This is a genomic window from Streptomyces sp. AN091965, from assembly GCF_022698285.1.
Classification (GTDB): Bacteria; Actinomycetota; Actinomycetes; order Streptomycetales; family Streptomycetaceae; genus Streptomyces.
On record NZ_JALDMY010000001.1, the window covers coordinates 8,140,973 to 8,155,293 of the forward strand.

A 14,321-nucleotide genomic window follows, 5' to 3' on the forward strand; every position below is an offset into this window, starting at 1 on the left:
GCCCCCGCCCCGGCGCGGGGGCGGCGCACCGCACTCTCCCCCCTTGTCTCTAGGAGCTAGGCCAGATGGTGAACGACGACAAAATCCGCCGCCTTCTCAAGCAGGTGACGGCGGATCTGCACACGACTCGTCGGAGAGTGCGCGAACTCGAGTCGAAAGACGCGGAGCCGGTCGCGATCATCGCGATGAGCTGCCGCTTCCCCGGCGGCGCGAGCACTCCCGAAGCGCTGTGGGAGCTGGTGCGGGACGGCGTGGACACCGTGTCCGCGTTCCCCGGCAACCGCGGCTGGGACGTGGCCGGGCTCTACCACCCCGACCCCGACCACCAGGGCACCACGTACACCCGCGAGGGCGGGTTCGTGTACGACGCCGACGCGTTCGACGCGGGCTTCTTCGGGATCTCGCCGCGTGAGGCGCGCGCCATGGACCCGCAGCAGCGGCTGCTCCTGGAGACCGCGTGGGAGGCCGTCGAGCGCGCGGGCATCGACCCGCAGGGCCTGCGCGGCAGCCGCACCGGCGTGTTCACCGGCACCAACGGCCAGGACTACACGGCCGTCGTCGCCGAGGCCGCCGACAGCGTCGAGGGATACTCCGGCACGGGCAACACCGCGGCTGTCGTCTCCGGCCGCCTCTCCTACACCCTGGGCCTGGAGGGCCCGGCGGTGACCGTCGACACGGCCTGCTCGTCCTCGCTCGTCGCGCTGCACCTGGCGGCGCAGGCGCTGCGGCAGGGCGAGTGCGGCCTCGCCCTCGCGGGCGGCGTGTCCCTGATGTCGACGCCCACCGCGTTCGTGGAGTTCAGCCGCCAGCGCGGCATGGCCGAGGACGGCCGCTGCAAGGCCTTCGCGGAGGCGGCGGACGGCACCGGCTGGGGCGAGGGCGTCGGCCTGCTCCTGCTCGAGCGCCTCTCGGACGCGCGGCGCAACGGCCACGAGGTCCTCGCGGTGCTCCGGGGCTCCGCCGTCAACCAGGACGGCGCGAGCAACGGCCTGACCGCCCCGAACGGTCCCGCGCAGCAGCGCGTCATCCGTGCCGCCCTCGCCAACGCCCGCCTGACGGCCGCCGACGTCGACGCCGTCGAGGCCCACGGCACCGGCACCACCCTCGGCGACCCCATCGAAGCGCAGGCCCTGCTCGCCACGTACGGGCAGGGACGGCCCCGCACCCGGCCGCTGTGGCTCGGCTCCGTGAAGTCGAACATCGGGCACACCCAGGCCGCCGCGGGCGCGGCGGGCGTCATCAAGATGGTCATGGCGATGCGCGACGGGGTCCTGCCGCAGACGCTGCACGTGGACCGGCCGAGCACGCACGTGGACTGGTCCGCGGGCGCCGTCGAACTGCTCACCGAGCGCCGTGCGTGGCCGGAGCAGGAGGACGCGCCGCGCCGCGCGGGCGTCTCCTCCTTCGGCGTCAGCGGCACCAACGCCCACGTGATCATCGAGGAGGCCCCCGCCGCCGAGCCGCAGGGCCAGCCGGACGAAGGCCCCGCCCCGGCCGACGCCGCCCCGGACGCGCGCCCTGCCGTCGGCCCCACGGTCTGGCCGCTGTCCGGCCGCACCGCGAAGGCCCTGCGCGCCCAGGCCGCCCGGCTGCGCGAGCGGCTCCTCGACGACCCCGCCCTCGCCGCCGACGCCGACGCGCGCGCCGACCTCGGCTGGTCCCTCGCCACCGGCCGCTCCGCCTTCGAGCACCGGGCCCTGCTCATCGGCGAGGACCGCGACCGGCTCCTGGCCGCCCTGGAGTCCCTCACCGCCGAAGGGCCCGCCGCCCCCGGCACGGTGACCGGCTCGGTCGCCGAGGGCCGCCTGGGCATCGTCTTCACCGGCCAGGGCAGCCAACGGACCGGGATGGGCCGTGAGTTGTACGAGGCCTTCCCGGTCTTCGCAGCCGCGCTCGACGAGGTGTGTGCTCATATAGATCCGTGGATAGAACGTTCGCTCCAGAGCGTCATGTTCGGTACGGACGCCGAGCTCCTTGAGCAGACCGGCTACACCCAGCCCGCCCTCTTCGCCGTCGAGGTCGCCCTCTTCCGGCTCGCCGAGTCCTTCGGCGTGCGCCCCGAGGTCGTCGGCGGCCACTCGATCGGCGAGCTGGCCGCCGCCCACGTGGCGGGGCTCTGGTCGCTGGAGGACGCGGCCCGACTGGTCGCCGCACGCGGCCGGCTGATGCAGGCCCTGCCCCGCGGCGGCGCCATGCTCGCCGTCCAGGCCGCGGAGGCCGACGTCGCCCCGCTCCTGGAGGAGGTCGCCGAGTGGGCGGGCCTCGCCGCCGTCAACGGCCCCGCCCAGGTGGTGCTCTCCGGCGACCGCGGCGTCCTGGAGGACCTCGCGGTACAGCTGCGCGCCGACGGCCGCAAGACCCGCTGGCTCAAGGTCAGCCACGCCTTCCACTCGCCCCTGATGGCGCCCATGCTCGACGAGTTCCGGCAGGTCGCGCAGGGACTGACGTACCAGGACCCGACGCTGCCCGTCGTCTCCAACGTCACCGGACGCCTCGCCGCCGCCGACGAGCTGAAGGACCCCGAGTACTGGGTGCGGCACGTGCGCGAGGCGGTCCGCTTCCACGACGGCCTCGGCGCCCTCACCGGCTTCGGTGCGACCACCCTCCTCGAACTGGGCCCCGACGCGATCCTCACCGCGATGGCCCACGACACCCTCACCGGCCCCGAGGCGCAGGCCGGACTCGTCCCGGCGCTGCGCCGCGACCGGCCCGAGCCCGACACCTTCCTGACCGCGCTCGCCCGCCTGCACGTGCGCGGCGCCACCGTCGACTGGACCCCGCGGTACGCGCCCCTCGGCGCGCGCCGCCGCGTCGCGCTGCCCACGTACGCCTTCCAGCACCAGAGTTACTGGCTGGACACGGCCGCCCCCGCCACGCCGGGGCAGGCCGTGGGCGCGGCCCCCGCCGACAGCGCCGAGGCGCGCTTCTGGGAGGCCGTGGAGCACGAGGACCTCGGCGAGCTCACCGGCGCCCTCGACGTACCCGGCGACGCCCCGCTCAGCGACGTCCTGCCCGCCCTGACGGCCTGGCGGCGCAAGCAGCGCACCACCTCCGCGCTCGACTCCTGGCGCTACCGCGTCACCTGGAACCCGCTGCCGCCGCAGGCCTCGACGTACGGCCCCGCGCTGACCGGCACCTGGGCGCTGCTCGTCCCCGACAGCCCCGCCGACCAGCCCTGGAGCGCCGCCGCCGAGCGCGCCCTCGCCGCGGGCGGCACCCGCGTCGTCGTGGTGCGCGTACCGCAGGGCGCGAGCACCGACCGCGCCGCCGCCACCGAACTGCTGCGGCAGCATGAGGCGGCGGAGTGGAACGGCGTCCTGTCGCTCCTCGCCCTGACCGGGCCCGAGCGGCCCGACACCGGCGGGGAGACGCCGCTCGCCGCGCTGCGCACGGCCGTGCTCCTCCAGGCCCTCGGCGACGCGGGCAGCACCGCCACCGTCTGGGCCGCGACCCGCGGCGCGGTGTCGACCACACCAGCCGAGGCCCCCGCCGACCCGGCGCAGGCCGCCATGTGGGGGCTCGGCCGCGTCGCCGCCCTCGAATACCCGCAGACCTGGGGCGGCCTCGTCGACCTGCCCGAGACCGCCGACGCCGGTGCCGTCACCGGACTCACCCAGGCCCTCGGTGCCCTGGAGGGCGAGGACCAGGTCGCCGTGCGCGGCTCCGGCGTGCTCGTCCGCCGCCTCGTGCGGGCCTCCCTCGGCGAGGCCCCGGCGGGGCAGTGGTCGCCGCGGGGCACCGCTCTGATCACCGGTGGTACGGGTGCGCTCGGCGCGCACGTGGCCCGTTGGCTGGCCCGCGAGGGCGTCGAGCACCTCGTGCTCACCAGCCGCCGCGGCCCGGACGCGCCCGGCGCCGCCGAACTGAAGGCGGAGCTGGAGGACTTGGGCGCGGCCGTCACCGTCGCCGCCTGCGACGTCGCCGACCGGGACGCGCTGGCCCGGCTCCTCGCGGAGATCTCCGAGGGCACGCCGCTGACCGGTGTGTTCCACACCGCGGGCGTCCTCGACGACGGCGTGCTCGACGGCCTCACCGAGGACCGCGTCGCGGGCGTCTTCCGGGCGAAGGTGGAGTCGGCCCGCCACCTGGACGAGCTGACGTCCGGCCTCGACCTGTCGGCGTTCGTGCTCTTCGCGTCCTTCGCCGGTGTCGTCGGCGGCTCGGGCCAGGGCACATACGCCGCCGCCAACGCCGCCCTGGACGCCCTCGCCGAGACCCGGCGCGCCGCCGGGCGCACCGCGACGTCCGTGGCCTGGGGCCCCTGGGGCGGCACCGGCATGGCCGCCGAGGGCGCGGCCGCCGAACGCCTCAAGCACGGCGTGATGCCGCCCATGGACCCAGGCCTCGCCATCGCCGCGCTGCACCAGGCGCTGAGCCACGGCCAGACGCTGACCTCCGTCGTGGACATCGACTGGGCGCAGTACGCGCCCGGCTTCACCGCCACGCGGCCCAGCCGTCTCTTCGCGGACGTCCCGGAGGCGCGCGCGGCCCTCACGCCGCCCGCCGAGCCCACCGGCGCCCCGGGCGCGGCGACCGGCGCCGCCCCCGCGAACGCGCTCGCCGACCACCTCGCCGTCCTCGCCCCCGAGGACCGCGAAGCCGCCGTCCTCGACCTGGTGCGCCGGCGGGCCGCCGACGTCCTCGGCTATCCGGGCGTCGACGACATCCAGGTCAACCGTGCCTTCCGCGAGCTGGGCTTCGACTCCCTCACGGCGGTCGAGCTGCGCAACCTCATCGGCGCGGCCACCGGCCTCAAGCTGCCCACCACGCTGGTCTTCGACTACCCCACGCCCGCCGCGCTCGCCGCCCACCTGCGGACCGAGCTGCTCGGCGACGAGACCGCGACCGCCCTGCCCGCCCCCGTCACCGGCGGCGGAGCCACCGACGAACCCCTCGCCATCATCGGCATGAGCTGCCGCTTCCCCGGTGGCGTCCGCAGCCCCGAGGACCTGTGGAGGCTCGTCGCCGACGGCGTCGACGCGATCGCCGAGTTCCCCGCCGACCGGGGCTGGGACACCGGCTCGCTGTACGACGCGAACGCGGACCAGACCGGTACCTCGTACGTCCGTCAGGGCGGATTCCTCTACGACGCCGGACAGTTCGACGCCAAGTTCTTCGGCGTCAACCCGCGCGAGGCGCTCGCCATGGACCCGCAGCAGCGCCTCCTCCTGGAGACGGCGTGGGAGGCCTTCGAGCGTGCCGGGATCGACCCGGCCGGGCTCGGCGGCAGCCAGATCGGCGTGTTCGCGGGCACCAACGGCCAGGACTACACCGCGGGCGTCGACCACGTGCCCGACGAGGTCGAGGGATACCTCGGCATCGGCAACGCCGCGAGCGTCGCCTCCGGCCGCATCTCGTACACCTTCGGCCTCGAAGGCCCGGCGGTGACCGTCGACACGGCGTGCTCCTCCTCGCTCGTGGCCCTGCACCTGGCCGCGCAGGCCCTGCGGCAGGGCGAGTGCACCATGGCCCTCGCGGGCGGCGTCTCGGTGATGTCGACCCCGGCGACCTTCGTGGAGTTCAGTCGCCAGCGCGGCCTGGCCACCGACGGCCGGTGCAAGGCGTTCGCGGAGGCGGCGGACGGCACGGGCTGGGGCGAGGGCGTCGGCCTTCTCCTGGTCGAGCGCCTGTCCGACGCGCGGCGCAACGGCCACAAGGTCCTCGCGGTCGTCCGTGGCTCCGCCGTCAACCAGGACGGCGCGAGCAACGGCCTGACCGCTCCGAACGGCCCCTCGCAGCGACGCGTCATCCGCGCCGCCCTGGCCAGCGCGGGCCTCAAGCCGGGCGACGTGGACGCCGTCGAGGCGCACGGCACCGGCACCACCCTCGGCGACCCCATCGAGGCGCAGGCGCTGCTCGCCACCTACGGCCAGGAGCGCGCGACGGCCGAGCCGCTGTGGCTCGGCTCCATCAAGTCCAACATCGGGCACACCCAGGCCGCCGCCGGTGTCGCCGGTGTCATGAAGATGGTCATGGCGATGCGCCACGGCGTCCTGCCCAAGACGCTGCACGTGGACGCCCCCACCACCGAGGTGGACTGGTCGGCGGGCGCGGTCGAGCTCCTCACCGGCGCCCGCGACTGGCCCGCGCACGGCGACGGCACGCCCCGCCGCGCGGGCGTCTCCGCGTTCGGCGTGAGCGGCACCAACGCCCACGTCATCGTCGAGCAGGCGCCGGCCGGTGAGCCGGAGCCCACGGCGGGCGGCGTCGCGCCCACGTCCGTGCTGCCCCTCGCCCTGTCGGCCAAGTCCCCCCAGGCCCTGCGCGAGCAGGCGGACCGGCTCCTGACCCGGCTGCGGGCGGACGTCGGCGCCGCACCGGCGGACGTCGGCCTGTCCCTCGCCACGACCCGCTCGCGCTTCGAGCACCGCGGCGTGGTGCTCGGCCGGGACCGCGAGGACCTGCTCGCCGGGCTCCAGGACCTGGCCGCCGGGGCCACCACCGGCGTGCGGGCCGTGTCCGGCCGCGCGCCGGACGGCCCGGTCCGACCGGTGTTCGTCTTCCCCGGCGAGGCCGCCGACTGGACCGACACCGTACGCGAACTGCTCGACGAGTCCCCGGTGTTCGCCGCCCGCATGGGTGAATGCGCCGACGCGCTCGCCGAGTTCGTGGACTGGAACCTGTTCGACGAGCTGGCCGGAGACCGGCTCGACCGGGCGGACGTGGCCGGGCCGGTGCTCTTCGCCGTCCTCGTGTCGCTGGCCGCCGTGTGGCGGGCGGCCGGTGTCGAGCCCGCCGCCGTGATCGGCCACGGCGCGGGTGAGATCGCCGCGGCCTGTGTGGCCGGAGCCCTGACCCTGCGCGACGCGGCCCGTGTCGCGGCCCTGCGGGAGCGGCCCGACGAGGGTGCGGGCGCCGCGCTCGCCGCCCTCGCCCCGCGCCTCGCCGACGTACCCCTGTACTCCACGACCACGGGGGAGTGGCTGACCGACAGCACTCCCATGGACGCCGGGTACTGGCGACGCAACCAGCGGCAGGAGCCCCTCTTCGAGCAGGCCGTCACCGGTCTGCTCGCCGCGGGCCACGGCCTGTTCGCCGAGGTCGGCCCGCACCCGGTCCTCGGCGACGCGCTGCGCCGGACCGTCGGGGCCGACGGCCGCGCCGCGATCGTGCCCGGCGCGCAGCGCGGCACCGAGGGCGGCGCGCACCGCCTCGCGGCCGCGATCGCCGAGGCCCACGTCCACGGCGTCGAGCTGGACTGGACGGCCCTCTTCCCGGGCGCCCGCGCCGACGTCGACCTGCCCACGTACGCCTTCCAGCACGAGCACTTCTGGCTCGTCGACGGGCGCGCCCCGGGCGGTGCGGCACAGCCCGCCACCGACGACACGGACGCCCGCTTCTGGGAGGCCGTGGAGCGCGAGGACCTTCAGCAGCTCGCCGCCGAGCTGGAGGTGGCGCAGGAGTCCGCCGCCGACCTCTCTTCCGTGCTGCCCGTCCTGTCGTCGTGGCGGCGGCAGCGCCGCGAGCGGTCCACCGTGGACGCCTGGCGCTACCGCGTCACCTGGAAGCCGCTGACCGGCGGCCTGCACGCCCCGGCCCTCACCGGCCGCTGGCTGGTCGTCGTACCCGAAAGCGCGGCCGCGCACCCGTGGACGGAGGGCGTCACCGGCGCCCTGACCCGCGCCGGAGCCGAAGCCGTCGAACTCCGCGTCACCGAGGCAGAGTTGACGCCCGAGGCTCTGGCCGAACGGCTGCGCGCGCACACGCGGGACGGGGACGCGCCCGCAGGCGTCGTCTCCCTGCTCGCCCTCGACGAGAGGCCCCTCGCGGACCACCCGGCCGTGCCCGCCGGGCTCGCGGGCACCGTCGCGCTCGTGCGCGCCCTTGAGGACACCGGGGCCGAGGCGCGCCTGTGGGCCGTCTCGCACGGCGCCGTCTCCACCGGCCGCAGCGACCGCCTGACGAGCACCGCCCAGGCCCAGCTGTGGGGCCTCGGCCGCGTCGTCGCCCTGGAGCACCCCGAGCGCTGGGGCGGCCTCGTCGACCTACCGCAGGCCCCCGACGCCCGCGCCGGGGCCCGGCTCGCCGCCGTCCTCGCGGGCATCCCCGCGACGGACGGCGACTCCGGCGCCGAGGACCAGCTCGCCGTGCGCGGCTCCGGCGTCCTCGCCCGCCGCCTCGCCCACGCGCCCCTCGACAGCCGCCCGGCGGGGCAGTGGTCGCCGCGGGGCACCGCCCTGATCACCGGTGGTACGGGTGCGCTCGGCGCGCACGTGGCGCGCTGGCTGGCCCGCGAGGGCGTCGAGCACCTCGTGCTCACCAGCCGCCGCGGCCCGGACGCGCCCGGCGCCGCCGAACTGAAGGCGGAGCTGGAGGACTTGGGCGCGTCCGTCACTGTCGCCGCCTGTGACGTGGCGGAGCGCGAAGCCGTCGTACGGCTCCTCGACGGCCTCGCGGACGACGGGCACACCGTCCGCTCCGTCTTCCACACCGCGGGCGTGAGCCCGGCCCTCGCCCTCACCGACACCACCCCGGCCGACCTCGACGAGGCGCTGGCCGCGAAGGCCGCGGGCGCCGCCCACCTCGACGATCTCCTCGCCGACGCCGAGCTCGACGCCTTCGTGCTCTTCTCGTCCATCGCCGCCGTCTGGGGCAGCGGCGGCCAGGCCGGATACGGCGCCGCCAACACCTTCCTCGACGCCCTCGCCGAGCGGCGCCGCGCCCGCGGCCTGACCGCGACCTCGCTCGCCTGGGGCGCCTGGGGCGGCACCGGCATGGCGGCCACCGCCGAGGCCGAGGAACACCTGCGCCGCCGCGGCGTGGGGCTGCTCGTGCCGGACCTCGCCATCGGCGCGCTGGCCCAGGCCCTCGCCCTCGACGAGACCTGCCTGACGGTGGCGGACGTGGACTGGGAGCGGTTCGCCCCCGCGTTCACCGCAGCGCGGCCGAGCCCGCTCCTCGGCGCCCTGCCCGAGCTGCGCCCCCGGCCGACCGGCCGCACCACGGCCGCCACGGCGGGCGACGCGGCACCCCTGTCGGCCTGGGCCGCCGAGCTCGCGGGCCACCCGGAGGCCGAGCGGCAGCGCCTCGTGCTCGACCTCGTGCGGACCGAGGCGGCCGCCGCGCTCGGCTACGCGGGCGCCGAGGCCGTCGAACCCACCCGCGCCTTCCGCGAACTGGGCTTCGACTCCCTCACGGCGGTCGAGCTGCGCAACCGGCTCACCGCCGCCACCGACGTCCAGTTGCCCGCCACCGCGGTCTTCGACCACCCGTCGCCGGACGTCCTCGCCCGCCACCTCCTGGGCGAACTCACTGGCGCCACCACCGCCACCGCGGCCCCCGCGCCGCCGGCCCAGCCCGCCGACGTCGCCGACGACCCGATCGCCATCGTGTCGATGAGCTGCCGCTTCCCCGGCGGCGCGAACACCCCCGAGGCGCTGTGGCAGCTCCTCGTCGACGGCACGGACGCCATCTCCGTCTTCCCCGCCGACCGCGGCTGGGACCTCGAAGGCGCCGCGCGCTACAAGCCCGAGGGCGGCTTCGTCTACGACGCCTCCGAGTTCGACGCCGGACTCTTCGGCATCTCCCCGCGCGAGGCCCTGGCGATGGACCCGCAGCAGCGGCTCCTCCTGGAGACCGGCTGGGAGCTGTTCGAACGCATCGGCATCGCCCCCAAGTCCCTGCGCTCCAGCTCCACCGGCGTGTTCATCGGCTCGGGCTTCCAGGGCTACGCGACCGGGCTCGACAGCGTCCCCGAAGGCGTCGAGGGACACCTGATGACCGGCACGTCCGGCAGCGTCATCTCCGGCCGCCTCGCCTACTCCTTCGGCCTGGAAGGCCCGGCCGTCACGGTCGACACCGCTTGCTCCTCCTCGCTCGTGGCCCTGCACCTCGCGGCGCAGGCGCTGCGCCAGGGCGAGTGCGACCTTGCGCTCGCGGGCGGCGTCACCGTCATGGCGACCGCGGGCGCCTTCGACGAGTTCTCCCGCCAGGGCGGACTCGCGGGCGACGGCCGCTGCAAGCCGTACGCCGAGGCCGCCGACGGCACCGGCTGGGGCGAGGGCGCGGGCCTGCTGCTCCTGGAGCGCCTGTCCGACGCCCGCCGCAACGGCCACGAAGTGCTCGCGGTCGTCCGGGGCTCCGCCGTCAACCAGGACGGTGCCAGCAACGGCCTCACCGCCCCCAACGGCCCGTCCCAGCAGCGCGTCATCACCCAGGCCCTCGCCAACGCCCGCCTCGCGCCCGAGCAGATCGACGCCGTCGAGGGCCACGGCACGGGCACCGCGCTCGGCGACCCCATCGAGGCCCAGGCCCTCATCGCCACCTACGGCCAGGACCGGCCCGCCGACCAGCCGCTGCTCCTCGGCTCGGTGAAGTCCAACATCGGCCACACCCAGGCCGCCGCCGGTGTCGCCGGTGTCATCAAGATGGTCATGGCCATGCGCCACGGCGTCCTGCCCAGGACGCTCCACGTCGACCGCCCGAGCACCCACGTGGACTGGTCGGCCGGAGCCGTCGAACTGCTCACCCAGGCCCGCGACTGGCCCGACCGGGGCGGCTCGCCGCGCCGCGCGGGCGTCTCCTCGTTCGGCGTCAGCGGCACCAACGCGCACGTCGTCGTCGAACAGGCGCCCCGCCGCGGCAGGTCCACCACCGAGCCGTCGCGGCCCGCGGACGCCGCGGGCACCGGCGCGGTGCCGTGGCAGGTCTCGGCCCGCAGCGCGGACGCCCTGCGCGCCCAGGCCGGGCGGCTGCGGGAGCGCCTCGTCGCCGACCCCGCCCTCGCCGCGGACCCGGCGGGCCTCGCCGACGTGGGCTGGTCCCTCGCCACGGGCCGCTCGCTCCTCGAACACCGGGCCGTCGTCCTCGGCCGCGAGCGGACCGACTTCCTGACCGGCCTCGACGCCCTGGCCTCCGGCACGCCCTCGCGCGCCGTCGCGGGCACGGTCGCCGAGGGCCGCCTCGCCGTCCTGTTCACCGGCCAGGGCAGTCAGCGCCTGGGCATGGGCCGTGAGCTGTACGAGGCCTTCCCGGTGTTCGCGGACGCCCTGGACGAGGTGTGCGCCCATATGGATCTCTGGATAGAACGTTCGCTCCAGAGCGTGATGTTCGGTAGCGACGCGGACCTGTTGCAGCAGACCGGTTACGCGCAGCCCGCGCTGTTCGCCGTCGAGGTCGCCCTGTTCCGCCTCGCCGAGTCCTTCGGCGTACGCCCGGAGATCGTCGGCGGCCACTCGATCGGTGAGCTGGCTGCCGCGTACGTGGCCGGACTGTGGTCCCTTGAGGACGCCGCCCGACTGGTCGCGGCGCGCGGCAGGTTGATGCAGGCCCTGCCCGACGACGGCGCGATGCTGGCCGTCCAGGCCGCCGAGGCCGACGTGCTGCCGCTGCTCGCCGACGTGGCGGACCGCGTGGGCGTGGCCGCCGTCAACGGCCCCGCGCAGCTGGTCCTCTCCGGCGACCGCGCCACCCTCGAAGGCCTGGAGGAGACCCTGCGCGGACAGGGCCGCAAGGTACGCGGGCTGAAGGTCAGCCACGCCTTCCACTCGCCCCTGATGGACCCGGTCCTCGAGGACTTCCGCAAGGTCGCCGAAGGCCTGACGTACGCGGACCCCGTCCTGCCGGTCGTCTCCCACCTCACGGGCGAGCCGGCGGCCGCCACCGAGCTGAAGGACCCCGAGTACTGGGTCCGCCACGTCCGCGAGGCGGTCCGCTTCCACGACGGCCTGACCGCCCTCACCGGACAGGGCGTCTCGACTCTCCTCGAACTCGGCCCGGACGCCGTCCTCACCGCGATGGCCCACGACACGGTCACGGATCCCGCCGCGCAGGCGGGCCTGATCGCCGCCGTCCGCAAGGACCGCCCCGAGCCCGACGCCTTCCTGACGGCCCTGGCGCAGCTGCACGTACGCGGCGCCGAGGTCGACTGGACCCCGCTGTACGCACCGGCCGACGCGCGGCGCCGCGTCGAGCTGCCCACGTACGCCTTCCAGCACCAGCACTACTGGCTGGAGACGGCGGCGGACGTGGAAGGACCCGTGGCGGCGGACGAGGTGGAGTCGCGGTTCTGGGAGACCGTGGAGAGCGAGGACCTCGCCGAGCTCGCCAAGACCCTGGCCGTGCCGGACGACGCACCGCTGACCGACGTCCTGCCCGCCCTGACGGCCTGGCGCAGGCAGCGGCGCGAGAGCTCCGCGCTCGACAGGTGGAGCTACCGCGAGTCCTGGACCCCGCTCACCGAGACGGCGGCCGGTGACCTCACGGGCAACTGGCTCCTCGTGGTGCCGGAGGGCCGCGCGGACGCGCCGTGGGGCTCGGCCGTCGCCGCCCTGACGGCCGAGCGCGGCGTGCGCCTCGTCACCGTGGAGGTGCCCGGCCACGCCACCGACCGCCACACCGTCGCGGAACTCCTGCGCGCGGCGGCCGGAGCCACCGCCCAGGACTTCGACGGCGTACTGTCACTGCTCGCCGCCGACGAACCCGCCGACAAACTCGCCGACAGGGCGGTCGACGGCGACGCCGCACCGGCCGACGTCGCGCTCGCCCTCGCGCTGATCCAGGCCCTCGGCGACACGGGCGTCGACGCACCCCTGTGGTGCGCGACGCGCGACGCCGTCGCCGTGGGCGCCGCCGACGGCCACTCCGCTCCCGAGCGGGCCGCGCTGTGGGGCCTCGGCCGCGTCGCCGCCCTGGAGTACCCCGAGCGCTGGGGCGGCCTCGTCGACCTGCCCGAGGCGGCGGACAGCGCGGCGGTGGCCCGGCTCGCCCGCGTCCTCGGCGGCGCCTGGGCCGGTGAGGACCAGGTGGCGGTGCGCGGCTCCGGCGCGTTCGGACGCCGCGTGGTGCGCGCGCCCCTCGACGACGCGCACGCCACCGGCTGGGCCCCGCGCGGCACCGTCCTCGTCACCGGCGGCACGGGCGCCCTGGGCGGGCACGTGGCGCGCTGGCTGGCCCGCGAGGGCGCCGAGCACCTGGTGCTCACCAGCCGTCGCGGCGCCGAGGCGCCCGGCGCCCCGGAACTCCGGGCCGAACTGGAGGAGTCGGGCGTCCGCGTGACCCTCGCGGCCTGCGACGCCGCCGACCGCGACGCGCTCGCCCGCGTCCTCGACGACGTCCCCGCCGACGCGCCGCTCACCGCCGTGTTCCACGCGGCGGGCGTCCTCGACGACGGCGTCCTCGACGGCATGACCGCCGAGCGGTTCGCCACCGTCTTCCGCGCCAAGGCCGATTCGGCCCGGAACCTGGACGAGCTGACCGCGGGCCTCGACCTGTCGGCGTTCGTGCTCTTCTCGTCCTTCGCCGGAGTCGCCGGCGGTCCCGGACAGGGCAGCTACGCCGCCGCCAACGCCTTCCTCGACGGTCTCGCGCACGCCCGCAGGGCCCGGGGCCTGACCGCCACCTCCGTGGCGTGGGGCCCGTGGGCGGGCAGCGGCATGGCCGCCGAGGGCGTCGCCGCCGAGCGGCTGCGCGGCGGGATGATCCCGCCGCTCGACCCGGACCAGGCGATCGCCGCCCTCCACCGGCTCCTGTCCCACGACCGCACGGCCGCGCTGGTCGCCGACGTCGACTGGCCGCAGTACGCGCCCGCGTTCACCACGGTCCGGCCCAGCAGGCTCTACGCCGAACTGCCGGAGGTGCGGTGCCTCTCCGGCGCCGCCGCCGAGGGCGGCACCGGGCAGGCGGCCACGGCGGGGACCCCGGACCTGGCGGCGCAGCTCGCCACCCTGGGCAGGCCCGAGCAGGAGCGACTGCTGCTCGACCTGGTCTGCGAGCAGGTCGCGGCCGTACTCGGCTACAGCGGCGCGGCGGCCGTCGAACCCACCCGCGCCTTCCGCGAGCTGGGCTTCGACTCCCTCACCGCCGTCGAACTGCGCAACCGCGTCAACGCCCTCACCGGCCTCGTCCTGCCCGCCACGGTGGTCTTCGACCACCCGACGCCCACGGCCCTCGCCGACTGCCTGCGCACCGAACTCGCCCCCGACGCCGCCGACCCCGCGACCCTGCTGCTCGGCGACCTGGACCGGCTCGAAGGCAGCCTCGCCGCCGTCGGATCGGCCGACGAGATCACCCGTACGAAGGTGGCGGTGCGGCTCCAGGCGGCGCTCGACCGCTGGAAGAACGGCGACGCGCGACCGTCCGGCGCGGCCGACGAGAGCGGCACCGGCGGCGACGTCAGCGAGCAACTGGCGTCCGCGAGCGACGACGAGATGCTCGAATTCATCAAGAAGCAACTCGGCAGGGGTTGAAAGGACCGGTAGCTTTGGGTAACGGTAGTTAATTGAACTGACAGCCCCTATCCGCCCCCTTTATCGCACCCGCCCTCCGGCCGCATTTCGCGGAAATCCGGTAGGGGCGGGTAGGGGGAGGGTAGGGGTTGTTGG

Annotated in this window: 1 protein-coding gene; it reads left to right on the forward strand. The window is 76.1% G+C overall.

The window, feature by feature from the left end; all coding sequences use genetic code 11:
- Window positions 1-68: 68 nt before the first annotated feature.
- On the forward strand, window positions 69-14,186 hold the full coding sequence (locus tag MQV74_RS34280; protein ID WP_374120812.1) for a type I polyketide synthase: 14,118 nt from the start codon (window positions 69-71) through the stop codon (window positions 14,184-14,186).
- Window positions 14,187-14,321 lie beyond the last annotated feature (135 nt).